The 24317-nt window shown below is 69.3% G+C and carries 23 protein-coding genes and 1 riboswitch; of the genes, 13 read left to right on the top strand and 10 right to left on the bottom strand.

Going from position 1 to position 24317, the window contains the following annotated elements:
• The first annotated feature begins 96 nt into the window (after positions 1 to 96).
• From def to AB0937_RS22170, 3 genes are all read left to right on the top strand, one after another.
• Positions 97 to 747: a peptide deformylase gene (gene def / locus AB0937_RS22180; RefSeq protein WP_366713910.1), complete on the top strand. Its 651-nt coding sequence runs from the start codon at positions 97 to 99 to the stop codon at positions 745 to 747.
• Between the two features lie 294 nt (positions 748 to 1041).
• Positions 1042 to 2127, top strand: a complete 1086-nt coding sequence (gene cyc1 / locus AB0937_RS22175) for an epi-isozizaene synthase (protein ID WP_366713909.1) — start codon at positions 1042 to 1044, stop codon at positions 2125 to 2127.
• Positions 2124 to 3494 (top strand): cytochrome P450, encoded by a 1371-nt coding sequence (locus tag AB0937_RS22170; protein ID WP_366713908.1) that lies wholly within the window; start codon positions 2124 to 2126, stop codon positions 3492 to 3494. Before cyc1 ends, AB0937_RS22170 begins: the two co-directional genes overlap by 4 nt.
• A 12-nt stretch (positions 3495 to 3506) precedes the next feature.
• On the opposite strand, the gene AB0937_RS22165 is transcribed toward AB0937_RS22170, so the two are convergent.
• The gene (locus AB0937_RS22165) at positions 3507 to 4469 is read right to left on the bottom strand and encodes a helix-turn-helix domain-containing protein (RefSeq protein ID WP_366713907.1); all 963 of its coding nucleotides are present in this window, start codon (positions 4467 to 4469) and stop codon (positions 3507 to 3509) included.
• 93 nt (positions 4470 to 4562) lie between these two features.
• Here AB0937_RS22165 and AB0937_RS22160 point away from each other — a divergent pair, with 93 nt between their 5' ends.
• A complete protein-coding gene (locus AB0937_RS22160; protein WP_199825691.1) occupies positions 4563 to 4805 on the top strand; it encodes a hypothetical protein in 243 nt (80 codons plus the stop codon).
• On the opposite strand, the gene AB0937_RS22155 is transcribed toward AB0937_RS22160, so the two are convergent.
• The 6 genes from AB0937_RS22155 to AB0937_RS22130 form a co-directional block, all read right to left on the bottom strand.
• Positions 4718 to 5728, bottom strand: coding sequence for a ribonucleotide-diphosphate reductase subunit beta (locus AB0937_RS22155; RefSeq protein ID WP_366713906.1), 1011 nt, complete (start codon positions 5726 to 5728; stop codon positions 4718 to 4720). The genes AB0937_RS22160 and AB0937_RS22155 overlap by 88 nt on opposite strands.
• Entirely contained in the window at positions 5728 to 8076 is a 2349-nt protein-coding gene (locus AB0937_RS22150) for a ribonucleoside-diphosphate reductase subunit alpha (RefSeq protein ID WP_366713905.1), read from the bottom strand. The genes AB0937_RS22155 and AB0937_RS22150 overlap by 1 nt, the downstream gene beginning before the upstream one ends.
• A 123-nt stretch (positions 8077 to 8199) precedes the next feature.
• A riboswitch (cobalamin riboswitch) is annotated at positions 8200 to 8365 on the bottom strand.
• A gap of 45 nt (positions 8366 to 8410) precedes the next feature.
• Positions 8411 to 8917, bottom strand: coding sequence for a GNAT family N-acetyltransferase (locus tag AB0937_RS22145; RefSeq protein WP_366713904.1), 507 nt, complete (start codon positions 8915 to 8917; stop codon positions 8411 to 8413).
• A gap of 125 nt (positions 8918 to 9042) precedes the next feature.
• Entirely contained in the window at positions 9043 to 10671 is a 1629-nt protein-coding gene (mctP, locus tag AB0937_RS22140) for a monocarboxylate uptake permease MctP (protein ID WP_366713903.1), read from the bottom strand.
• Complete coding sequence (locus AB0937_RS22135; RefSeq protein WP_366713902.1) at positions 10668 to 10934, bottom strand: DUF3311 domain-containing protein; 267 nt, start codon at positions 10932 to 10934, stop codon at positions 10668 to 10670. The genes mctP and AB0937_RS22135 overlap by 4 nt, the downstream gene beginning before the upstream one ends.
• A gap of 143 nt (positions 10935 to 11077) precedes the next feature.
• On the bottom strand, positions 11078 to 11842 hold the full coding sequence (locus tag AB0937_RS22130) for a GntR family transcriptional regulator (protein ID WP_366713901.1): 765 nt from the start codon (positions 11840 to 11842) through the stop codon (positions 11078 to 11080).
• Between the two features lie 314 nt (positions 11843 to 12156).
• On the opposite strand from AB0937_RS22130, the gene AB0937_RS22125 reads away from it, so the two are divergent.
• The 6 genes from AB0937_RS22125 (at position 12157) to AB0937_RS22100 (ending at position 17832) form a co-directional block, all read left to right on the top strand.
• Positions 12157 to 13437: an extracellular solute-binding protein gene (locus AB0937_RS22125; protein ID WP_366713900.1), complete on the top strand. Its 1281-nt coding sequence runs from the start codon at positions 12157 to 12159 to the stop codon at positions 13435 to 13437.
• Positions 13438 to 13510: 73 nt separating this feature from the next.
• Positions 13511 to 14500 (top strand): sugar ABC transporter permease, encoded by a 990-nt coding sequence (locus AB0937_RS22120; protein ID WP_366713899.1) that lies wholly within the window; start codon positions 13511 to 13513, stop codon positions 14498 to 14500.
• Positions 14497 to 15339, top strand: a complete 843-nt coding sequence (locus AB0937_RS22115; protein ID WP_366713898.1) for a carbohydrate ABC transporter permease — start codon at positions 14497 to 14499, stop codon at positions 15337 to 15339. Before AB0937_RS22120 ends, AB0937_RS22115 begins: the two co-directional genes overlap by 4 nt.
• A 9-nt stretch (positions 15340 to 15348) precedes the next feature.
• Positions 15349 to 16887, top strand: coding sequence for a glycoside hydrolase family 3 protein (locus AB0937_RS22110; protein ID WP_366713897.1), 1539 nt, complete (start codon positions 15349 to 15351; stop codon positions 16885 to 16887).
• A gap of 154 nt (positions 16888 to 17041) precedes the next feature.
• Positions 17042 to 17290, top strand: a complete 249-nt coding sequence (locus AB0937_RS22105) for a helix-turn-helix transcriptional regulator (protein WP_351636412.1) — start codon at positions 17042 to 17044, stop codon at positions 17288 to 17290.
• Positions 17287 to 17832 carry a hypothetical protein gene (locus tag AB0937_RS22100; RefSeq protein WP_366713896.1) on the top strand — a complete coding sequence of 182 codons (546 nt, stop codon included), beginning with the start codon at positions 17287 to 17289 and terminating at the stop codon, positions 17830 to 17832. The genes AB0937_RS22105 and AB0937_RS22100 overlap by 4 nt, the downstream gene beginning before the upstream one ends.
• Positions 17833 to 17997: 165 nt before the next feature.
• Here AB0937_RS22100 and nagB read toward each other — a convergent pair whose 3' ends face one another.
• A complete protein-coding gene (gene nagB, locus AB0937_RS22095) occupies positions 17998 to 18783 on the bottom strand; it encodes a glucosamine-6-phosphate deaminase (protein ID WP_366713895.1) in 786 nt (261 codons plus the stop codon).
• A 281-nt stretch (positions 18784 to 19064) separates the two neighbouring features.
• On the opposite strand from nagB, the gene AB0937_RS22090 reads away from it, so the two are divergent.
• Complete coding sequence (locus AB0937_RS22090) at positions 19065 to 20138, top strand: SIS domain-containing protein (protein WP_366713894.1); 1074 nt, start codon at positions 19065 to 19067, stop codon at positions 20136 to 20138.
• 109 nt (positions 20139 to 20247) lie between these two features.
• Here AB0937_RS22090 and AB0937_RS22085 read toward each other — a convergent pair whose 3' ends face one another.
• Entirely contained in the window at positions 20248 to 21000 is a 753-nt protein-coding gene (locus tag AB0937_RS22085; RefSeq protein ID WP_366713893.1) for an SDR family oxidoreductase, read from the bottom strand.
• 98 nt (positions 21001 to 21098) lie between these two features.
• Between AB0937_RS22085 and AB0937_RS22080 the strand changes: the two genes are divergently transcribed.
• Together AB0937_RS22080 and AB0937_RS22075 are read left to right on the top strand one after the other, a co-directional pair.
• Positions 21099 to 21887 (top strand): TetR/AcrR family transcriptional regulator, encoded by a 789-nt coding sequence (locus AB0937_RS22080; protein ID WP_366713892.1) that lies wholly within the window; start codon positions 21099 to 21101, stop codon positions 21885 to 21887.
• Positions 21888 to 22257: 370 nt separating this feature from the next.
• Positions 22258 to 23724 (top strand): PAS domain-containing sensor histidine kinase, encoded by a 1467-nt coding sequence (locus tag AB0937_RS22075; RefSeq protein ID WP_366713926.1) that lies wholly within the window; start codon positions 22258 to 22260, stop codon positions 23722 to 23724.
• 188 nt (positions 23725 to 23912) lie between these two features.
• Here the strand turns inward: AB0937_RS22075 and AB0937_RS22070 are convergent, their stop codons facing one another.
• Positions 23913 to 24170 (bottom strand): WhiB family transcriptional regulator, encoded by a 258-nt coding sequence (locus tag AB0937_RS22070; RefSeq protein WP_003992873.1) that lies wholly within the window; start codon positions 24168 to 24170, stop codon positions 23913 to 23915.
• Between the last annotated feature and the right edge of the window lie 147 nt (positions 24171 to 24317).

The following is a 24317-nucleotide window of genomic DNA, read 5'->3' as shown; positions in this document are numbered from 1 at the left end:
TCCCCGCGCCTGCAAGACAAAACGGGGCGTGCGCCACCGGCGTAGGCTGTATCCGCATCTCAGCCCGGTCAGTTTCAGGAAGGCGTACAAGACGTCATGGCTCAGCAGGACACCGATCAGCAGCGTGCGGGCGTGCTCCCCGTCGATGACGAGGGGTACGTGATCGACACGGAGGACTGCGAGGAGCGCGAGGCGGCCTGGCGGGAGCGCGGTACCTCGCGGCCGATCACCGTCGTCGGGAACCCGGTGCTGCACACGGAGTGCAAGGACGTCACCGACTTCGGCGAGGAGTTCCAGCAGCTCGTCGCCGACATGTTCGCCAGCCAGCGCACCGCCGAGGGCGTGGGCCTCGCCGCCAACCAGATCGGTGTCGACGCGAAGGTCTTCGTCTACGACTGCCCGGACGACGAGGGTGTCCGGCACACCGGCGTCGTCTGCAACCCCAAGCTCGTCGAACTGCCCGCCGACAAGCGCCGCCTGGACGACAGCAACGAGGGCTGCCTTTCGGTGCCCACCGCGTACGTGCCGCTCGCCCGGCCCGACTACGCCGAGGTGACCGGGCAGGACGAGAAGGGCAACCCGATCAAGGTGCGCGGCACCGGGTACTTTGCTCGTTGTTTGCAGCACGAGACGGACCACCTGTACGGCTACCTGTACATCGACCGGCTCTCCAAGCGCGAGCGCAAGGACGCGCTGCGGCAGATGGCCGAGAACGAGCCCCGCTACCCGGTCGTGGCCAACGACTGACACCTCAGCCTCATCAGGCGCGCGGCTTCTGTTCGGGTTCCCCACCCTGAACAGGCGCCGCGCGCCTGTGTCGTTCGCCTGTCCGACGCACGTTCGATCGCTTCCGCTCTCCTGGTGATCCGCACGAAGTCACACAACGGGAGATACCGGCAGTGTGGGGTGGTGAATGAAGCAAATGCGTTCCCAGAACGGTCAGTTGTAGTGCTGAATGGGATGAGCGGGGTATGCAACGGCGCACGCCCGGCACGAAGGGAGGGGCGCCTGCGCCAACTGGCGGCTGAGAGGGGTTAGTTCGTGCATGCTTTGTCACACGGCACCACATCGACACCGGACACGATCGCAGTTCCACCGTCGCTCTCTCTTCCGGTGATCGAGGCGGCGTTTCCCCGTCGGCTCCACCCGTATTGGCCGAAGTGCCAGGACAAGACCCGGGCCTGGTTGCTCGAAAAGCGGCTCATGCCTGCGGACAAGGTGGAGGAATATGCCGACGGCCTTTGCTACACCGACCTCATGGCCGGGTACTACATCGACAGCCCGGACGAGGTCATGCAGGCGATCGCCGATTACAGCGCCTGGTTCTTCGTCTGGGACGACCGTCACGACCGCGACATAGTGCACGGCCGTCCCGCGGCCTGGCGGCTGCTGCGGGACCGGCTGCACTCGGCCCTCGACTCCCCCGGGGAGCATCTGCACCACGAGGACCCACTGGTCGCCGGGTTCGCGGACAGCGTGCAGCGGCTGTACACGTTCCTGCCCCAGACGTGGAACCTCCGGTTCGCCCGGCACTTCCATGCGGTGATCGACGCCTACGACCGGGAGTTCCACAATCGCACCGAGGGGATCGTCCCGACGGTCGAGGAATACCTTCGGCTGCGGCGGCTCACGTTCGCGCACTGGATATGGACGGACCTGCTGGAGCCGGCCGCCGGCTGTGAACTCCCCGATTCCGTAAGAAAGCACCGGGCATATCGGCGTTCTGCGCTGCTGAGTCAGGAGTTCGCCGCCTGGTACAACGATCTGTGCTCGCTCCCCAAGGAAATAGCGGGTAACGAGGTGCACAATCTTGGAATCAGCCTCATCACCCATGAGGGGCTGACCCTGGAACAAGCGGTCGTGGAAGTCCGGCGCCGTGTCGAGAAATGCATCACCGATTTCATCGACGTCGAGCAGGAAGCCTTACGGTTCGCCGATGACCTCGCCGACGGTACCGTGCGGGGAAAGGAACTGAGCGCCGCCGTGCGGAGCTGTCTGGGCAATATGCGGAACTGGTTCAGTTCCGTCTACTGGTTCCATCACGAGTCCGGACGGTACATGGTCGACAGCTGGGACGACCGGTCCACGCCCCCGTACGTCAACAACGAAGCGGCAGGTGAGAAATGACCATCGAGTCCGTGAAGCCCGAAACCCCGCCGGCCGTGGAGCTGCGGGAGCCGCCCCGGGCGGGCGGTGCCGTCCCGGTCCTCGGTCACGGCTGGAAGCTGGCACGCGACCCGCTGGCGTTCATGTCCCGGCTGCGTGACGACGGCGACGTCGTGCGGCTGGGGCTCGGCCCGAAGACGGTGTACGCGGTCACCACCCCGGACCTGACCGGTGCCCTGGCGCTGAGCAACGACTTCATCATCGCCGGGCCGCTGTGGGAGTCCTTGGAAGGCCTGCTCGGAAAGGAGGGGGTGGCCACGGCGAACGGCCCGCAGCACCGGCGCCAGCGGCGCACCATCCAGCCCGCCTTCCGGCTCGACGCCATCCCCGCCTACGGCCCGATCATGGAGGAGGAGGCCCACGCGCTCACCGAGCGCTGGAAGCCCGGCGAGACGATCGACTGCACCTCTGAGTCCTTCCGGGTGGCCGTGCGCGTCGCGGCCCGCTGCCTGCTGCGCGGCGACTACATGGACGAGCGGGCGGAACGGCTGTGCGTCGCCCTGGCCACCGTCTTCCGGGGGATGTACCGGCGGATGGTGGTCCCGCTCGGACCGCTCTACAACCTGCCGCTCCCGGCCAACCGGAAATTCAACCGGGCATTGGCCGATTTGCATCTCCTGGTCGACGAGATCATCGCCGAGCGCCGGGCATCCGGTCAAAAGCCGGACGATTTGCTGACGGCATTGCTCGAGGCGAAGGACGAGAATGGCGAACCGATCGGGGAACAGGAGATCCACGATCAGGTCGTCGCGATCCTCACCCCCGGCAGCGAAACCATCGCCTCCACGATCATGTGGCTGTTGCATATGCTCGCGGAACACCCCGAACACGCCGACCGGGTGCGCGACGAAGTGCGAGCCGTCACCGGCGGGAGGCCGGTGGCATTCGCAGACGTCCGAGGACTCAGGCACACCAATAACGTCGTAGTGGAGTCCATGCGTTTGAGCCCTGCCGTCTGGATTCTGACGCGCCGGGCGGTACGGGACACGGAACTCGGTGGATACCGTATTCCGTCCGGGGCGGACATCATCTACAGCCCCTACGCGATCCAGCGCGACCCGAAGTCGTACGAGCGAAACCTGGAGTTCGACCCCGACCGCTGGCTTCCGGAGCGGGTCAAGGACGTCCCGAAGCACGCCATGAGCCCCTTCAGCGTCGGAAACCGCAAGTGCCCCAGCGACCACTTCTCGATGGCCCAGCTGACGCTGATCACGGCGGCGCTGGCCACCAAGTACCGCTTCGAGCAGGTCGCGGGGTCGAAGGACGCCACGAGAGTGGGGATCACGCTCCGGCCGCACGACCTGCTGGTGCGGCCGGTGGCGCGGTGACCGGCACGTGCTTCAGGCCGCTTCCGGTCCCCTGAACGTCCGCCGGTAGGCGTTCGGGGTGGTCCCGATCACCCGGACGAAGTGGTGGCGCAGTGTGGCCGCGTTGCCGAACCCCGTTCGGCCGGCGATCGCGTCCATGGTCTCGTCCGTCGCCTCCAGCAGCCGCTGGGCCAGCAGCACGCGCTGGCGCAGCACCCAGCGGTAGGGAGTCGTGCCCGTCTCCTGCTGGAAGCGGCGGGCGAAGGTCCGCGGGGACATGTGGGCGCGGGCGGCCAGCTGCTCGACCGTGACCTCCTCGTCCAGGTGCCGCTCCATCCACGCCAGCACCTCACCGATCGTGTCGGCCTCGGGGAGCGGCAGCGGGCGCTCGATGTACTGGGCCTGGCCGCCGTCACGGTGCGGCGGCACCACCATCCGCCGGGCGATCTTGTTGGCGACCTCGGTGCCCTGCTCCTTTCGCACCAGGTGCAGGCAGGCGTCGATGCCGGCGGCCGTGCCGGCGGAGGTGATCACGGGGTCCTCGTCGACGTAGAGCACGTCCGGCTCGACGACCACACGCGGGTACAGGCGGGCGAGGTCCTCGGCGTGCTTCCAGTGCGTGGCACAGCGGCGCCCGTCCAGCAGCCCGGCCGCGGCCAGCACGAAGACGCCCGAGCAGACGCTCAGCACCCGGGCGCCGCGGTCGACCGCGCGCCGCAGGGCGTCCAGCAGCTCCGGCGGGAAGTCCCGGGACGCGTAGCTGTGCCCGGCCGGCACGGCGATCAGATCGGCCGTCTCCAGCCGCTCCAGGCCGTGCTCGGCGTGGAGCGAGAAGCCCGAGTTCATCCGCAGCACCGGGCCCTCGGCCGAGGCGACGGCGAAGTCGTACACCGGCAGGCCCTCGTCGCTCCGGTCGGTGCCGAAGACCTCGCACACCACACCGAGTTCGAAGGGGTTCACGCCGTCGAGGAGGGCGACGGCCACGTTCTGCAGCATGCGTCCAGTGTGCCTCGCCGCTGGCAGAAATTCGAGGGTCTACGGCAGTACTGCCACTGACGGTAAGGAGTAATCAGCGCGACAGTGGTGTCCATGAACAGCAACCAGGTAGAAGCACTCATCGGACTGACCGCCACCTTCGGGATCCTGGTCCTCCTGATCCTCCCGTCCGTGATCGGCCTGGTGCGCGAGAGGCGCATCGACCGTCAGATCCGGGAGGCCCAGGAGGCCCGCGAAGAGGTGCCGGCTCAGAAGTCCTCGTCCAGGTCGACGGTGCCCTCCACCGCCACCTGGTACGCCGAGGGCCGCCGCTCGAAGAAGTTGGTCAGCTCCTGAACCCCCTGGAGCTCCATGAAGGAGAAGGGGTTCTCGGAGCCGTACACCGGAGCGAAGCCGAGGCGGGTCAGCCGCTGGTCCGCCACGCACTCCAGGTACTGCCGCATCGACTCGGTGTTCATGCCCGGGAGACCGTCACCGCACAGGTCGCGCGCGAACTGCAGCTCGGCCTCGACGGCCTCCCGGAGCATGTCCGTCACCTCCTGCTGGAGCCGGTCGTCGAAGAGCTCCGGCTCCTCCTTGCGGACGGTGTCGACCACGTCGAACGCGAAGGACATGTGCATCGTCTCGTCGCGGAACACCCAGTTGGTGCCGGTCGCCAGGCCGTGCAGCAGGCCACGGCTGCGGAACCAGTAGACGTACGCGAAGGCGCCGTAGAAGAACAGGCCCTCGATGCACGCGGCGAAGCAGATCAGGTTGAGCAGGAAGCGGCGGCGGTCGGCCTGTGACTCCAGGCGCTCCAGCTTCTCGACCTCGTTGATCCACTTGAAGCAGAACCCGGCCTTCTCACGGATGGACGGGATGTTCTCCACGGCCGCGAAGGCCGCCGCGCGGTCCTCCGGGTCGGGCAGATAGGTGTCGAGCAGCGTCAGATAGAACTGGACGTGCACGGCCTCCTCGAAGAGCTGACGGCTCAGGTACAGCCGCGCCTCGGGGGAGTTGATGTGCTTGTACAGCGTCAGCACCAGGTTGTTCGCGACGATCGAGTCACCCGTCGCGAAGAAGGCGACCAGCCGGCCGATGAGGTGCTGCTCCGCGGGGGAGAGCTTGGCGAGGTCGGCGACGTCGGAGTGGAGGTCGACCTCCTCCACGGTCCAGGTGTTCTTGATGGCGTCCCGGTAGCGCTCGTAGAAGTCCGGGTAGCGCATGGGGCGCAGGGTGAGCTCGAAGCCGGGGTCGAGAAGGTTCTGGTTGCTGGGCATTACTGGCAGGCCTCGCAGGACTCGGGGTTTTCCAGGGAGCAGGCGACCGCTTCGGGGTCGGGGGTGGCCTGCACGGGCACGGTGGCCCGGGCGGCGCGGGCGATGCGGGTCGCCGGGCGCGAGCGCAGGTAGTACGTCGTCTTCAGCCCGGACTTCCAGGCGTAGGCGTACATCGAGGAGAGCTTGCCGATGGTCGGCGTCTCCAGGAACAGGTTCAGGGACTGGGACTGGTCCAGGAACGGCGTCCTGGCCGCCGCCATGTCGATCAGGCCGCGCTGCGGGATCTCCCACGCCGTGCGGTAGAGGGCGCGCACGTCCTCCGGGATCCAGGCGAAGTCCTGCACCGAGCCGTTGGCCTCGCGCAGGGCCTCCCGGGTGCGGGCGTCCCACACGCCGAGCCGCTTCAGCTCGTCCACCAGGTAGGAGTTGACCTGGAGGAACTCACCCGACAGCGTCTCGCGCTTGAACAGGTTGGAGACCTGCGGCTCGATGCACTCGTACACGCCCGCGATGGAGGCGATGGTGGCCGTCGGGGCGATCGCGAGGAGCAGCGAGTTGCGCATGCCGGTCGTGGCGACGCGCTCGCGCAGGGCCGCCCAGCGCTCCGGCCAGGTCAGCTCCGCGTCATAGTGGTCGGGGTGCAGTACGCCCCGGGCCGTACGGGTCTTCTCCCAGGCCGGCAGCGGGCCGTTGCGCTCGGCGAGGTCGGCGGAGGCCTCGTACGCGGCGAGCATGATCCGCTCGGCGATGCGGGTGGACAGGGCCTTGGCCTCCGGCGCGTCGAAGGGCAGGCGCAGCTTGAAGAAGACGTCCTGGAGGCCCATCGCGCCGAGTCCGACCGGACGCCAGCGGGCGTTGGAGCGGCCCGCCTGCTCGGTCGGGTAGAAGTTGATGTCCACGACCCGGTCGAGGAACGTCACGGCCGTGCGGACGGTCTCGTCCAGCCGCTCCCAGTCGATGTCCCCGCCGGTCACGAACGCGCCGAGGTTCACCGAGCCCAGGTTGCAGACCGCTGTCTCCCCGTCGTCGGTGACCTCCAGGATCTCCGTGCAGAGGTTGGAGGAGTGCACGACGTGGCCGGGCTCGGCCGTCTGGTTGGCGGTGCGGTTGGCGGCGTCCTTGAAGGTCATCCAGCCGTTGCCGGTCTGCGCGAGGGTGCGCATCATGCGGCCGTACAGCTCACGGGCGGGCAGGGTCTTCTTCGCGAGGCCCTGCGCCTCGGCCGCCCGGTACGCGGCGTCGAACTCCTCGCCCCACAGGTCGACCAGCTCGGGCACGTCCGAGGGGGAGAACAGCGACCACTGCGCGTCGGCGTTCACGCGCCGCATGAACTCGTCGGGCACCCAGTGCGCGAGGTTCAGGTTGTGCGTACGGCGGGCGTCCTCGCCGGTGTTGTCGCGCAGCTCCAGGAACTCCTCGATGTCGGCGTGCCAGGTCTCCAGGTAGACCGCGGCGGCGCCCTTGCGCCTGCCGCCCTGGTTCACGGCGGCGACCGAGGCGTCCAGGGTCTTCAGGAACGGGACGATGCCGTTGGAGTGCCCGTTGGTGCCGCGGATCAGTGAACCGCGGGCGCGGATGCGGGAGTAGGCGATGCCGATACCGCCGGCGTGCTTCGACAGCCGGGCCACCTGGTGGTACCGGTCGTAGATGGAGTCCAGTTCGTCCTGGGGGGAGTCCAGGAGGTAGCAGGACGACATCTGGGGGTGCCGGGTGCCGGAGTTGAAGAGCGTGGGGGAGGAGGGGAGGTAGTCGAGGCGGCTCATGAGCCGGTAGAGAGCCGCGACCTCGTCCACCGCGCGTGCGGTGTCGTCCTCGGCGAGGCCGCTCGCCACCCGCAGCATGAAGTGCTGGGGCGTCTCGACGACCTTGCGGGTGTGCGGGTGGCGCAGCAGGTAGCGGCTGTGCAGGGTGCGCAGGCCGAAGTAGCCGAAGCGGTCGTCGGCCGCACGGTCGATCAGCGCGTCGAGACGGGCGGCGTGGACGCGCACGAACTCAGCGGTGCGGTCGGCGATGAGCCCCTCGCGATGGCCGACGGCGACGGACTCGGTGAAGGACGTGACGCCCTGCGAGGCGGCCTCTTCGCGGATGCCGATGGCCAGCAGCCGGGCGGCCAGCCGGGAGTAGGCGGGGTCCTCGGAGATCAGACCGGCCGCGGCCTCCGTCGCCAGTTCCCGCAACTCCCGCTCGTCCGCCTGCGCGGACCGGCCGCGCAGCGCGGCGGCGGCGACCCTGTCGGGGTCGGCGTCGGGGAGGTCGGCGGTCAGCTCGCTCAGGGTCCGCAGCAGCGCGGCACCGGGGGCGTCGTGCTCCTCTTCGGCTGAGACCGGCTCGGCTGGCGCGATGGTCACGTGGGGCTCTCCCTCGCTCGGCACGGGGGCCTCGTCGAGGGCAGGCGGCAGCACGCGAGCGCACGCGGCGTCGCGTCCACCGGCCCACTCCACGAGGCCCGGACGTCAGGGCACACCGGCCGGGTGGCCGGGTGCGCTGTCGGCAGGTCCTCGGACTGACCCCTGTGCAGGGCGCTCCCCGGGAACGCGGGGGTTCCGGGAACAGACATGCACAAGTACACCGTTGCGGGACAGTTCCGGATTCGCACCGGATTCCCCTGCGGCGACAGCGAGCATGAGCATACATCTTGTGCCGGGTTCGGACGGCACCCCCAGATGTTGTGTCATGCTGGTTTCAGAGCGTCAACTCATAGGTGAGAAGAGTGATGTCATCTTGCTCCGGGAGGGGGTTCCAGTCCCGCTCGGGTGTGCGAGTGAAGCCCAGCCGTTCGTAGATGCGGTGGGCCGCGTGCATGGTGCGCTGGGTCGACAGCACGACGCTCCGGCAGCCCGGGGTGGCCCGTGCCCGGTCGACGCAGGAGCGCACGAGGGCCTCGCCGACTCCTTGCCCGCGGGCCGCGTGCGAGACGGCGAGCATGCGGATCTCGGCCTCTCCGGGGCCGGCTATGTCGGCCATGGGGCCGCCGGACGGGACGAAGGTGACGCCCCCGAGCACGCGGCCGTCCCTGAGCGCGGCCAGGACCTCCGCGGAGGCCGCCCGTCCGGCGACGTCCCGCAGCACGTGCAGGTACGCGTCGCTCTCGCCGAAGTCGAGGAGGTCGTCCTGAAGGTAGGCCTGGGCGGTGATGGTGCCGAGTTCGTCGTGTTCAGCGGGTTCGACGGGGCGGATCAGGAGGTCCATGGCGTGAGTGTGCACGACAGCGGGCCGCCGTTGTACGCGATCTCGGCGGCCCGCTGCGGGTGTTGTGTGGTTGTTCGCGCCCACGCGGCGGAGCCGCATGGTGATGCGGCTCCGCGCCCTTCAGGTCAGTGGGCTGAACCGGCGGTGGCAGGCGGGAGCTCCACCTGGACGCCGGGGTCGCCCGCGTCCGCCGTGTAGTCCTCCGGCTTGGTCTCGTCGATGCCGTCGGGGGCCTTCAGGGCCTTCAGGACGAAGGTCAGGACCACCGTCACCACCACGTTCAGGACGAACGCCGTGAGACCGATGTAGCCGATCTCCCCGATGCCCGGGATCTCCTTCGCGGAACCGCCGAAGTGCTTCTGCGTCGGGGAGGCCACGCCGTACGCCGCGACCGTGCCGTAGATCATGCCGACCGCCCAGCCCGCGAGCAGGGCCCAGCGGTGGAACCAGCGGGTGAACAGGCCGCCGACCAGGGCCGGGAAGGTCTGCAGGATCCAGATGCCGCCCAGCAGCTGGAAGTTGATGGCGACCGTCTTGTCCATGGTGAGGACGAAGGCCAGGGCGCCGACCTTCACCAGCAGGGAGACCAGCTTGGAGACCTTGGTCTCCTGCGCCGGAGTGGCGTCCGGCTTGATGAAGTCCTTGTAGATGTTGCGGGTGAAGAGGTTCGCGGCCGCGATGGACATGATGGCCGCCGGCACCAGCGCGCCGATGCCGATCGCCGCGAACGCCACGCCCGCGAACCAGTCCGGGAACATCGTCTCGAACAGCTGAGGGATCGCCAGCTGACCGTTCTGCACCTTGATGCCGGCCGCGATCGCCATGAACCCGAGCAGCGCGAGCAGGCCCAGCATCAGCGAGTACAGCGGCAGGATCGTGGTGTTGCGGCGGATCACCTCACGGCTCTTCGAGGACAGCGTCGCCGTGATCGAGTGCGGGTACATGAACAGGGCCAGGGCGGAGCCCAGCGCCAGCGTGGCGTACGTCCACTGGCCCGGCTCGGCCGGTGTCAGCGCCCCGCGCGGCGCGCCCGTCGCCGGGTTGGTCTGGCTGTACGCCTCACCGGCCTTGGCGAAGATCTCGTCGAAGCCGCCCAGCTTGATCGGGATGTAGATGATCGCCACCGCGATGACGATGTAGATCAGCGTGTCCTTCACGAACGCGATGAGCGCGGGGGCCCGCAGGCCCGACGAGTACGTGTAGGCCGCCAGCACGCCGAACGCGATCAGCAGCGGCAGGTCCTTGATGAACCAGTTGGTGTTCTCGCCGCCGCCGACGCCCATCACGTCCAGCACGGCCTGGATGCCGACCAGTTGGAGGGCGATGTACGGCATCGTCGCCAGGATGCCGGTCACGGCCACCGCCAGCGACAGGCCCTTCGAGCCGAAGCGTCCGCGCACGAAGTCCGACGTCGTGACGTACCCGTGCTTGTGGGACACCGACCACAGGCGCGGCAGGAAGGTGAAGATCAGCGGGTACACCAGGATCGTGTACGGCACGGCGAAGAACCCCGCCGCGCCCGCCGCGTAGATCGCCGCCGGCACGGCGACGAAGGTGTACGCCGTGTACAGGTCGCCGCCGAGCAGGAACCAAGTGATCCACGTACCGAACGAGCGGCCGCCCAGGCCCCATTCGTCCAGGCTGTGCTCGTTCTCGGCCTTGCGCCACCGCGCGGCCAGGAAGCCCATGACCGTCACGGCCAGGAAGAAGAAGATGAAGACGGCGAGTGCGACGCCGTTCACGCCGTCCTTCACTGCGACGCACCGCCCTTCGCGGCCGAGCGGGCGCGCTGGTCACGCTGCCACAGCTTGTAGGCGATCATCGTCAGACCGGTGGAGATGAGCACCCACGCCATCTGGTACCAGTAGAAAAACGGGATCCCGATGAAGGCCGGGTCGGTCTTGGCGTACGAGCCGACCCACAGCATGGCCACGAACGGCGCTATGAGGCACACGGCGATGACGACGCGCAGGGGCGTCACCACCGGCCCTCTTCTTGCTTCCGGCGCTTGCGACATCAGGCGGCTCCATCCCCTTGGTGATCACCTGTGCAATGCGCAGGCAATCTAGGTCAGGGGGATGCTGAAGCGGAACCCCTCGTCCGCAATGCGGTACCCAAACGAAACCCGGCGCCAGCAGGGCCGAAGCGTCGCCCGGCCGGCTACTCGGCAGGCCGCTTCAGCCGCGCCACGAACTTGTACCGGTCGCCCCGGTAGACCGACCGCACCCACTCCACCGGCTGGCCGTCCCGGTCCAGCGAGTGCCGGGAGAGCATCAGCATCGGCAGCCCGACGTCCGTGCCCAGCAGACCGGCCTCGCGCGGGGTGGCCAGCGACGTCTCGATGGTCTCCTCGGCCTCCGCGAGGTGGACGTCGTAGACCTCGGCCAGCGCGGTGTACAGGGACGTGTACTTCACCAGCGAACGCCGCAGCGCCGGGAAGCGCTTCGCGCTCAGGTGGGTGGTCTCGATGGCCATCGGCTCGCCGTTGGCCATGCGCAGCCGCTCGATGCGCAGCACGCGTCCGCCGGGTGCGATGTCGAGCAGCCCGGCCAGCCGGTCGTCGGCGGTGATGTACCCGATGTCCAGCAGCTGCGAGGTGGGTTCGAGGCCCTGGGCGCGCATGTCCTCGGTGTACGAGGTCAGTTGCAGTGCCTGCGAGACCTTGGGCTTGGCGACGAACGTGCCCTTGCCCTGGATGCGCTCCAGCCGGCCCTCGACGACCAGCTCCTGCAGCGCCTGGCGCACGGTCGTGCGCGAGGTGTCGAACTCCGCCGCCAGCGTGCGCTCGGGCGGGACCGGCGTGCCCGGCGCCTGGGTCTCGGTCATGTCGAGCAGGTGCTTCTTCAGTCGGTAGTACTTGGGCACGCGCGCGGTACGTACGGGCACCCCGTTCTCGTTCTCCGCACTGCTGACGTCGGTGCTCATGCTCCGCCTTCCCGGCCCGGTCTGCCGACACGATCCCACTTGTATACCGTCGGCGCCTCTTTTGGTCTAGTCCACCATTCGCTGTGGTCTACCCGCAGTATGCCGTGTTCCGCTCGGATTTTCGCTGGCTTCTTACTTAAAGGTTCCTGCATATGTAGGTCGCATAACGGCTGGTCAGAGCTTTATCGAGGCCCTTGACAGGCCTTCTGGTCTGGTCCAAGCTCCCCGGTACTGGTCTACACCATTGGTCCAGGCCCGGCCCCACGTTCACTGCGGGGAGCCAGGGGGGTTGTGGGATCCCTGAGGAGGGTGGCGTGAAGCGCAAGCTGACAGCCGCGATCGGAATCGCGGGCATGATGGTCTCCATCGCGGCATGCGGGGGCGAGGGTGACGGGGGCTCGGACAAGGGCGCGGACGCCAAGGAGCTGACCGTCTGGCTCACCGTCGACGCGCAGAACAACTGGCCGGAGCTGGTGAAGGCCGCCGACGCCGCGGTGACGAAGAAGCACCCCGGCCTCAAGATCAACCACGAGTACTACGGCTGGCCCGACAAGAACGCCAAGCTCGACGCCGTCCTCGCCACCGACAAGGCCCCCGACGTGGTCGAGATGGGCAACACCGAGATGCTCGGCTACATGGTCAAGGGCGCCTTCGCCCCCCTCGACCAGAGCAAGTTCGACAACGCGGACGCCTGGCTGGACGGCCTCAAGGCCTCGGTCGCCTACGAGGGCAAGACCTACGGCGTCCCGTACTACGCCGGCGGTCGCGTCGCCAACTGGCGCAAGGACGTCGCGGCGTCCGCCGGGGTGAAGTCGACGCCGAAGACGTACCAGGATCTCACCGCCGCCCTGGACAAGATCCAGAAGAAGCAGGGCGGCAAGTTCAGCGCCTGGTACCAGCCCACCCGCGACTGGTACGCGGCCATGTCCTTCGTCTACGACGCCGGCGGCGCCATCGCCGGCGAGTCGGGCGGCCAGTGGAAGGCGTCCCTCTCCTCGCCCGAGTCCCTCAAGGGCCTGAAGGAGTTCAAGAACGTCGTCGACTCCTACATGCACGGCGACAAGACCAAGGACGAGTCCGACCGGTACATCGTCTACGGCCAGGGCAAGTCCGCCATGATCTTCGCGGCCGCCTGGGAGGGCGCCACCGCCGAGGACCCGAAGAACGACAAGACCGGAAAGCTCAAGGGCAACCTCGAGAACTTCGTGATGCCCGGCCCGTCCGGCAAGAACATGCCCGTCTTCCTGGGCGGCAGTGACCTCGCCGTGCCGGTGAAGTCCGACGCGCAGGCCCTGGCCGCCGAGTGGATCAACGCGTTCACCGGCTCCTCCGGGCAGAAGGGCCTGATGGCCAAGGGCAACCTGCCCAACAACAAGACCGACCTCGCGACGCTCAAGAACGACCCGAAGACGGCGGTCCCCGCCACCGCGGCCGAGTCCAGCTGGTTCGTCCCCATGGCGCCCGGCTGGGGCCAGGTCGAGAAGGCCCAGATCCTGCAGACCATGCTGCAGAACATCGGCACCGGCAAGAAGTCCGTCGAGGCCGCCGCCAAGGAGGCGGACGCCGCGATCGACAAGGTCATCAACACCAAATGACCTGAGCGCGGGGCTCCCCGGCTTGCGGAGCCCCGCCGTCCGTACGACCTGAGGGACCGCCGAGGAGCGCGCGATGAGTGCCGCAGAGACCACCACCCCTGCCAAGGTGCCGCCACCGCGGCAGGCACCGCCGCCGCCCCCGAAGGACCGGCGGCCCCGCGGACAGCGCACGTCGGGCGGAGCCCTGGCCCCCTGGCTGCTGCTCGCACCGTGCCTGCTGATCCTCGCCCTGGTCATGGGTTATCCGCTGGCCCGCCTGGTCACCCTGTCCTTCCAGAAGTTCGGACAGTCCCAGCTGTGGGGCTTCCAGCCGGCCGAGACGGTCGGGTTCGACAACTTCGCCAAGGTGCTGGGCGACGGCGAGTTCTGGGCCGTCGTCGTGCGCACGATCGTCTTCGCGGCCGGCGCCGTGGTCTTCACCATGGTGATCGGCATGGCGCTCGCCCTGCTGCTCCAGCGGGTCTCCGGCTGGCTGAAGATGCTCATCAACATCGTGCTGGTGGCCAGCTGGGGCATGCCCGTGATCGTGGCGACCACGGTCTTCAAGTGGCTCTTCGACTCCGACTACGGCGTCTTCAACGCGCTGCTCAGCAAGCTGCCCGGCGTCGAGATGGTCGGCCACAACTGGTTCGTGAGCGGCCCCGAGGGTCTGGCCGTGATCATGCTGCTGGTGATCTGGGGAGCCGTGCCGTTCGTGGTCATCACCCTCAGCGCCGGTCTCACCCAGGTCCCGAAGGAACTGGAGGAAGCCGCCCGCCTTGACGGCGCGGGCTCCTGGGGCGTCTTCCGCTTCGTCACCCTGCCCGTCCTCAAGCCGATCATCGTGATGCTCACGACCCTGTCGGTCATCTGGGACATGGGCGTCTTCCCTCAGGTGTTCGTCATGCGCAACGGCCACCCCGAGCCGGAGTTCCAGGTTCTCAACACCTACTCCTACGACCGCGCCTTCGTGGTCAACGACTACGCCCAGGGCTCGGCCATCGCGCTGATCACCGTCCTGCTGCTGCTCGGCGTGGTCGCCGTCTACATGCGGCAGATGCTGAAGATCGGAGAGGTCGAATGAGCACACTCGCCGGAGCCGGCCGCCGCAAGTCGCGGCTGGGCTGGAACCTCCTCGGCCTCCTCGTCTTCGTCGTCGCCGGCTTCCCGCTCTACTGGATGCTCAACACCGCGTTCAAGCCCGCCAAGGACGCCATCGACCCGGACCCGAGCCTGCTGCCGACCGGTCTCACCTTCGACAACTTCGGCCGGGCCCTGGACATCGCCGACTTCTGGGGCCCCGTGGGCCGCAGCCTGATCGTGTCGCTGGCCGTGGTCGTCATCGGCATGGCCGTCGGGCTGCTCGCCGCGCTCGCCATCTCACGCTTCGCCTTCCGCGGCCGCAAGATCGTGATCGTGGGCATCCTCGCGGTCCAGATGGTCCCGCTGGTCGCCATGATCATCCCGGTGTTCCTGCTGCTCAACGACCTGGGCCAGTACGACCGGCTGACCGGCCTCATCATCACCTACCTGACCTTCGTCCTCCCCTTCACGGTGTGGACCTTGCGGGGCTTCATCGTCAACATTCCCAAGGAACTGGAGGAGGCGGCCATGGTCGACGGCTGCTCCCGCACCGGCGCCTTCCTCCGGGTCGTCTTCCCGCTCCTGGCCCCCGGCATGGTCGCCACCTCGGTCTACGGTTTCATCCAGGCCTGGAATGAGTACCTGTACGCCCTGATGCTGCTCAGCCAGAAGAACCAGACCGCGACCGTCTGGCTCGGCAACTTCACCACCAAACACGGCACCGAATACGCCCCGATGATGGCCGGCGCCACGATGATGGCCGTGCCGATCGTCGCCCTCTTCCTCCTCGTCCAGCGCAAGATGGCCGCGGGCCTGACCGCGGGCGCAGTGAAGGGATGACCTCACCCGATGACGACACTCGCCAGCGGCACCGACACACTCACCCGCGACGCCCTGACGGTCCTCCAGCCCGGCTTCACCGGCACCACCGCCCCCGACTGGCTGCTGCGCCGGCTCGGTGAGGGCCTCGCCTCCGTCGGGCTCTTCGGCCGCAACATCGCCTCGCCGGACCAACTCTCCGCCCTCACCGGCCAGCTGCGGGCCGAGCGCGACGACGTCCTCGTCGCGATCGACGAGGAGGGCGGCGACGTGACCCGCCTGGAGGTGCGCAGCGGCTCCTCCTTCCCGGGCAATCACGCGCTCGGCGCGGTCGACGACGTGGAGCTGACCCGGCAGGTCGCCCACGAACTGGGCCTGCGCCTCGCCTCCTGCGGCGTCAACCTCAACTGGGCCCCCTCCGCCGACGTCAACTCCGACCCGCGCAACCCGGTCATCGGTGTCCGCTCCTTCGGCGCCGACACCGAACTCGCTGCCCGGCACACCGCCGCCTACGTCACCGGCCTGCAGGCCGCCGGGGTCGCCGCCTGCACCAAGCACTTCCCCGGTCACGGCGACACGGCCGTCGACTCCCACCACGCCCTGCCGCACATCGGCGTCTCCGCTGAGGTGCTGGCCGAGCGCGAGCTGATCCCGTTCCGTGCCGCCATCGCCGCCGGGACCCGGGCCGTCATGAGCGCCCACATCCTGGTGCCCGCCCTGGACCCCGACCGCCCGGCCACGCTCTCCCGCCGCATCCTCACCGGCCTGCTCCGCGACGAGCTCGGCTACGACGGCCTCATCGTCACCGACGGCATGGAGATGCGCGCCATCGCCGGCACCTACGGCATCGAACGCGGCAGCGTCCTCGCCGTCGCCGCGGGCGCCGACGCGATCTGCGTGGGCGGCGGCCTCGCCGACGACGCGACCGTCCTGCGCCTGCGGGACGCCCTGGTCGGAGCCGTGCGTGCGGGCGAACTCCCGGAGGAACGCCTCGCCGAGGCCGCCGACCGGGTGCGCGCACTGGCCCGCTGGACGGGCACGGCAAGCCGCCCGGCCGAGAGTTCCCACGGCACCGGGATCGGCCTGCACGCCGCCCGCCGCGCCCTCACCGTGACCGCGGCGCCCGGCCTCGGCAGCCCCGGAACCTTCGAGCCCCTCACCGAACCGCCCTACGTCGCCGCCCTCACCCCCGTCGCCAACATCGCGGTGGGCGACGAGACCCCGTGGGGCGTCGCGGCGGAACTCGTCCACCTCCTTCCGGGCACGGTGACGGGCAGCTTCTGCGCCGGGGACGGCACGCAGCGGGAGGCTGGGGAGAAGGCCGGACGGGAGGCGCTCCAGGCGGCCGGCACCCGCCGTATCGTCGCCGTCGTCCGGGACGAGCACCGCCACCTCTGGATGGCCTCGGCCCTGGACACCCTGCTCGCGGCGCGCCCCGAGACCGTGGTGGTCGAGATGGGCGTCCCCCAGGCCGCCCCACGAGGCGCCCTGCACATCGCCACCCACGGCGCGGCCCGCGTCTGCGGCCGCGCGGCGGCAGAGGTGATCGCCGGAGTCACGGGCGTGTGAGAGCGCAGTGGGCCCGCCCCCCGGGGGGCTCCCGGGCGTGTGACCTCGGCCCGTAAGGCTGTCCACCCCTGGCGCACCTTCACCGGGAGGCAGGGTCAGGCCTTCCTTCGCGTCACGGTTGTAAGCATGCTCCTTAATGTAGTACTTCTTATACATGAGCGAGCAGGTGCACAACAGGTTGGCGGTGGTGCGTGCCGAACGCAAGGTGTCGCGCCAGAGCCTGGCCGAGGCAGTGGGAGCCCATTACCAGACCATCGGCTACATCGAGCGGGGGCAGTACAACCCGAGCCTCGACCTGGCGCTGAAGATCTCCAAGTTCTTCGGTCTGCCGGTCGAGGCTCTCTTCTCCCTCGAACCGTTCCGCCCGCTCACCGACGAGGTCTACGGGAGGAACCAGACATGACGACGACGCGCCTCACCCGCTACGACCGGAGCATGCTGCGGCTGATGAACGACCGCCGCGCGGCGGCGTGGTACGCCACGGCGGCCCGCCGCCGTCTGACCGTCGTCGCTCATGTCGTCCTCAGCGGGGCCATCGGCGGCCTGATGGCCCACTTCTGCCTGGCTGAGGGCGAGCCGCTGTGGTCCGTCGCCGTGACGGCGGTGCTGTTCCTTCCCTGGACGGTCACGACGGGCATGATCAACGGCGCCACCCGGGGCCTGCTGGAACTGCGCGAACGCGCGCTGGACGAGCGGCAGTCCGCGGAGCGCAGCCGTGTCCTGGCCCGGGCCCACCGCGTGACGACCCTGCTCCTGGCCGCAGCGGCGGTCACTCTGCTGATCACGGGCGGCACCTCCGGCGACGCCCCCAAGGCGTACGCCGCCCCCGTCCTCATCGCCGTCCTCGTCGTGCACTGGATGATGCCCCTGTGGGTGGCCGGCTGGCGCGCCCAGGACGAACCGGCCGACGAGGACGCAGCCGAGGCCGGGGCCCTGGGGCTCTGAAGCCTGACGTCTGGGGCAGGCCCCGGGGAGCAGGGGGCGTCGCCCGGGGGCGAGGAGACAAGGGGGCGAGGGGGCGAGGGGGCGAAGGGCCCCGAGGGGCGCCGACGGGGTGTGGACAAGCGACCGAGGAGCTCGGACGGTGTCGGAGGATGCCTAGGGAGGGCCCTAGATCCCCTGCCACTCCGGCTTGTTGGCGTAGGTGTGCCGGAAGTAGTCCGCCAGCTTCAGCTTCGACGCGGCGGGCTCGTCGACCACGACGGTCGCATGCGGGTGGAGCTGGAGCGCGGACGCGGGGCACACCGCGGCGACCGGCCCCTCCACCGACGCGGCGACCGCGTCCGCCTTGTTCTCGCCGGTGGCGAGCAGCACCAGGTGCCGGGCCTCCAGGATGGTGCCGATGCCCTGCGTGATCACGTGGTGCGGCACCTGGTCGATGTTACCGCCGAAGAAGCGCGCGTTGTCGATCCGGGTCTGTTCGGTCAGCGTCTTGATCCGCGTCCGCGACGCCAGCGACGAACACGGCTCGTTGAAACCTATGTGCCCGTCGGTCCCGATGCCGAGCAGCTGAAGGTCCACGCCCCCGGCGTCCGACAGCGCCTTGTCGTAGGCCTCGCAGGCCCCCTGCACGTCCGCCGCCGTGCCGTCCGGGCCCGTGAACTGGTCCATGCCGATGCCGAGCGGCTCCAGCACCTCACGTCGCAGCACCGACCGGTACGACTCCGGGTGATCGGCGGGCAGCCCCACGTACTCGTCGAGCTGCGCGATCCGCGCCCGTCCGATGTCCACCGCACCGGAGCGCACCTTCGCCGCCAGCGCCTCGTACACGGGCAGCGGCGTCGAGCCGGTGGCCACGCCGAGCAGGGCGGCGGGCTTGCGCCGGAGCAGCTGAGCCATGGCCTCGGCGATGAGCTCGCCGCCCGCCTTGCCGTCCGGGACGATGACAACTTCCACGCTGGGCCTGCCGATCTGAGAGGAGCACTCAACTGGGACTGGGCCTGTGAGGGGCCGTGTGGTTTAGACCAATCTAACAGAGCGGTCCTCCCCGGCCCAGGGTGAAGGCCGCCACTCCCGCACGGGCGGCGCTGCCGTGCCCACCGGGTCGCCAGAGGGTGAACAGTGCCACTGCGCACAAGGTGACGAAGCGGACTTGAGGCCTCCCGCGCGGGCGGTGTCCGACCCGGGGGAGTGGAATGGGGTCTGCAGTCGCCCCGCCCCCGGGAAGGAACCACGCCATGACCGCCCTCGCCGCACCTGGTGCCGTCAGCGAGCCCCCGGGCCGGACCATGGCCCGTGAGATGGCGGAACAGCCGGCCGTCCTGCGCCGGCTCCTGTCCGAGGGCGCCCCCGCCATCCAGGACGTGGCACGGAGGATCGCCGCCCGCACGCCCCGCTTCGTCCTGCTGACCGCCCGGGGCACCTCCGACAACGCCGCCCTGTACGCCAAGTACCTCCTGGAGGTCCGGCTCGGCCTGCCCTGCGGACTCACCTCGATGTCCACGACCACGGCCTACGGTGCCCGCCCCGACCTCACCGACGTCCTGGTCGTCACCGTCAGCCAGTCCGGCGGCAGCCCGGACCTGGTCGCCTCGACCCGGGCCGCCCGGGAGGCCGGCGCGATCACCCTGGCCGTCACCAACAACCCGGACTCGCCGCTCGCCGGTGTCTCCGAGCACCACATCGACATCATGGCCGGACCCGAGAAGGCCCTCCCGGCGACCAAGACGTACACGGCCTCCCTTCTCGCGCTCTACCTCTTCGTCGAGGGACTACGGGGTGGTGACGGCGCGCCGGCGAGGGTGCTGCCGGACCTCGCCGAGCAACTGCTCGCCCGGCAGGACGAGGTGCGCACGCTCGCCGCCCGCTACCGCTTCGCCGAGCGCATGGTGATCACCTCCCGGGGCTACGGCTACCCCACGGCCAAGGAGGCCGCCCTCAAGCTGATGGAGACCAGTTACATCCCCGCTCTCTCCTACTCCGGCGCGGACCTGCTGCACGGACCGCTGGCCATGGTCGACAACGTCTCCCCGGTCATCGCGGTGGTGACCGACGGCAAGGGCGGCGAAGCCCTCCAGCCCGTCCTGGACCGGCTGCGCGGCCGCGGCGCCGACCTCGTCGTCGTCGGGCCCCGGCACCAGGTAGAGCAGGCGTCGGCCGGCTTCGTCCTGCCCACAAAGGACGTGGCGGAGGAGGTCCAGCCCGTGCTGGAGATCATCCCGCTCCAGATGTTGGCCTACGAGGTCACCATCGCCCGCGGCCAGGACCCGGACGCGCCTCGGACACTGGCGAAGGTGACGGAGACCCGCTGAGGGCGGGGGAGGGCTGGGGGGTGGGGGGCTCGCGCCTGCCCCGCTTCCTCACGGCATCGGGCCCCGAAGCCGCGTGCCAGAGGGCCGACGCCGCCGAGACGATGGCATGTCAGGTGAGCGAACCCCCCGTCACGTCCACCCAACTGCCCGTTATCCACCGCCCGCCGTCCGACACCAGGAACGCCACCACGTCCGCGACCTCGGCGGGTTGACCCACCCCGCCCAGCGCCGACAGCGCCGCGGCCTTCGCCCAGCCGTCGGGGCTGCCGTGCAGCAGTGGCGCCGTGTTGTCCGTCTCGATGATTCCGGGGGCCACCGAGTTCACCGTGATGCCGCGAGGTCCCAGCACCTTGGACAGATCACGTGAGAAGACGTCCAGCGCGCCCTTGGTCATCGCGTACGCCACGTTGTCCGGCATCGCCGCCGTCCGGGCCAGTCCCGACGAGATGTTGACGACCCGGCCGCCGTCCCGCAGGCGCGTCATCGCGTGCTTGAGGATGAAGAACGGCGCCTTCACGTTCACCGCGAAGACCTCGTCGAACTCCTGCTCCTCAAGAAGCGCGACCGGCCGCGTCTTGCCGATCGCCGCGTTGTTGACCAGGATGTCCAGCCCGTCCGCGTGCCGGTCGAACTCCTCCCACAACGCCTCGGCGTCCCCCGGTGCCCCCAGTTCCACCCCCACCGCGAACGCCGACCCCCCGGCCCTCTCGATCGCCGCGACCGTCTCCTTCGCCGCCGTCTCGTTCCTGCCGTAGTGCACCGCGACCCGGGCTCCGTCGCGCCCCAGCCGTTCGGCGATGCCTCGCCCGATGCCCCTGCTCGCCCCCGTGACGAGTGCCGTCCTGCCCGTGAGTACGCCCATGACGGCGCCCCCCTTCATATTTTTCTAGCGGTCGCTACAGAAATGACCGTACAGCAGCCCGTCCTCATTTCTCTAGTGCCCGCTATAAAATGCACCCCATGGTGAACGACGACGGAGCCGCGAAGGCTCCCCAAGGGGCCGACGCCGCGAGCGCGCCGGCTCCTCAGCGGTCTGACGCCGCTGGGGCGAAGCCCTCCGAGGGGCCCGGCGCCGCAAGCGTGAAGGCTTCACAGGGGCCCGGCGCCGCGAGCGCGAGGACCGGTGGGGCCGGCAGGGCGAGGGCCAGGCCGCGCGGCCGCCCCCGCTCCTTCGATCGCGAAACCGCGCTGGAGAAGGCGCTCCTGGCCTTCTGGGAGCACGGTTACGAGGCGACGTCCGTCTCCGATCTCACCCGCGTCATGGACATCGGTGCCCCGAGCCTCTACGCCGCCTTCGGCGACAAGCGGTCCCTCTTCGACGAGGTCGTCCGCGTGTACGGCACGCGCTACGGATCCTTCGCCGAACGCGCCCTCGCCGAGGAGCCCTCCGCGCGGGCCGCCGTCGAGCGCACCCTGCGCGAGGCCGCCACCGCCTACACCGAACCCGGCCACCCGCACGGCTGCCTCGTCGTCCACGCCGCCGCGAACTGCTCGAACCCGGAGGTGGAACAGTCGCTGCGGGACCGCCGCAACGCCAACATCGCCGCCTTCGAAAGCCGCATCAGGGCCGATGTCGCCGCAGGCGTGCTGCCGCCCGCCATCGACGCCGCCGCCCTGGCCCGTCACACCGGAGCGATGATCCAGGGCATGTCACAACAGGCGCGGGACGGGGCGAGCAGGGAGGAACTGGAGGCGGTCGCGGAAATTGCCCTGGCCATCTGGCCCCGCACAGGAACCCGCACAGGTTAGGCTGCCTGCTGGACGCCGGTGCGTCCCGTGCGCCCGGTGCGCCCGGTGCGTCGCGGAAATGACAACAACGAACAGCCTCCAACGCATGGACACCACAAGTGGTCTAGTCCACAATGCGTAACGAGAACGCGTGTGCAACGCGCACCAAGCCTCCGTCTTCCCCGCACAGGAAGGCGGACCGAGGAACCGAGGCTCTCTGCCCTGACTGCCCCGGCTCCTCATCCTTCGGCCGACCGGGACCGCACACCCCACGGCCGATGTTGCTCCGGGCTGCGGTGCCGGGAGGGTTGAGGGTCCCTCTCAGGCGCCGCGGCCCGCGGGTGTTTCAGGGCCGTACGAACCCCCGGGTACGCTCGCACACGTGCCCTCCATGAACGAACTCGTACGCCAGCACACCGCCCTCGACGACACCGATCTCGAGTGGCTGCACCTGCTGGTCTCGGAGTGGCAGCTGCTCTCCGACCTCTCCTTCGCCGACCTGGTCCTGTGGGTTCCCACCAGCGACGGCACCCGGTACGTCTCGGTCGCCCAGATGCGGCCCAACACCGGTCCGACCTCGTACCAGGACGACATGGTGGGCCACCTCGTCCCGCGTGGCCGCCGGCCGATGCTGGATGCCGCCCTCGACGAGGGGCGCATCGTGCGCGAGGGTGACCCCGAGTGGCGCGAGGAGGTGCCCGTCCGGGTCGAGTCGATCCCCGTCCGGCGGGAGGGACGCGTCCTCGGCGTCATCGCACGCAACACCAACCTCCTCACCGTGCGCACCCCGAGCCGACTCGAACTCACCTATCTGCAGAGCGCCTCCGACCTCGCGCAGATGATCGCGGCAGGGTCCTTCCCGTTCGCGAACCAGCAGCTCGACATGGACGCCTCGCCCCGCGTGGGCGACGGGCTGATCCGGCTCGACGCCGATGCCATCGTCCAGTACGCCTCACCGAACGCCCTGTCCGCGTACCACCGGCTCGGCCTCGCCTCCGACCTCGTCGGCCAGCACCTCGGCCGGACCACCGCAGAACTCGCCCCGACCCGGGGCCCGGTGGACGAGGCGCTCGCCAAGGTCGCCAGCGGCTGGGCGCCACGCGAGTTCGAGATCGAGGCCAGCGACGGGGTCATCCAGTTCCGCGCGATCCCGCTCAAGCCGAAAGGCACCCGTATCGGTTCCCTCGTCCTGCTCCGGGACGTCACCGAACTGCGTCGGCGAGAGCGTGAGTTGATCACCAAGGACGCGACGATCCGGGAGATCCACCACCGCGTCAAGAACAACCTTCAGACGGTGGCGGCGCTGCTGCGCCTCCAGGCCCGGCGCATCGAGTCCGACCGTGGGCGCGAGGCTCTCGAAGAGGCGGTGAGGCGCGTCGGATCGATTGCGATCGTGCACGAGACGCTCTCCCAGAACCTGGACGAGCGCGTGGAGTTCGACGACATCGCCGACCGCGTCCTGGCGATGGTCGCGGAGATCTCCCCGGGCAAGGTGGCGGGCCAGCGCACCGGCCGTTTCGGCATCCTGGACGCCGAGGTCGCCACGCCGCTGTCGATGGTGCTGACCGAGGTCCTGCAGAACGCGCTGGAGCACGGGTTCCGCGAGGGCGACACCGGCACGGTCGAGGTGTCGGCGGTGCGCGGTGGCACGACCAAGGAGGCCCGACTGCTGGTCACGGTCCAGGACGACGGGGTCGGCCTGCCCGACGGCTTCGATCCGCACACCGCCGGCAATCTCGGTCTGCAGATCGTGCGGACGCTGGTGGAGGGCGAGTTGGGCGGCACGTTCGACATGGTTCCGGCCCCGGAGCGCGGCACCCGAGTGATCTTTGACATTCCGGTGCGGTCCCAGAAGTAGCGGGAATCGGAGAGCCTCGGGGGAGGCTCGGAAAAGCAATGAGCCCTGGGCCACCAAGTGGCCCAGGGCTAAAGCTCGTTGCTGCTTGTCTAAGCGCATCGGGGGAACTGCGCGCTGCGGCTCGGGGGCGGGAGATGCGTACTCGCTGCACGCGCCGCCAAGCTCAGGCTGTCAGCAGGGGTGGGTTGTCAGGCGGAGGCCTGACGAGCCCGGTTGCGGGCGGCGCGGCGCTTCATGGCACGGCGCTCGTCCTCGCTGAGACCACCCCAGACGCCGGAGTCCTGGCCGGACTCGAGCGCCCACTGCAGACACTGCTCGATCACCGGGCAGCGACGGCAGACGGCCTTGGCTTCCTCGATCTGCAGCAGCGCAGGACCGGTGTTGCCGATGGGGAAGAAGAGCTCGGGGTCTTCCTCGCGGCAAACGGCGTTGTGACGCCAGTCCATGGCTGCTACCTCTCCTTGGTATTACGTGCAGGTGCTTGTGAATGTGAACGCTTTCACGAATCCCTCAACAAGTGAAGGGCCGACCGTCAGGGTCACCTGACGAAGGTCCTGTGTATTGGAGAGGGGTTCCGGTGATCAGTGGAGGCC

This window comes from Streptomyces sp. NPDC047880 (assembly GCF_040706515.1).
In the GTDB taxonomy this organism is placed as follows: domain Bacteria; phylum Actinomycetota; class Actinomycetes; order Streptomycetales; family Streptomycetaceae; genus Streptomyces.
This window is presented reverse-complemented; position numbering and strand designations above follow the sequence as displayed.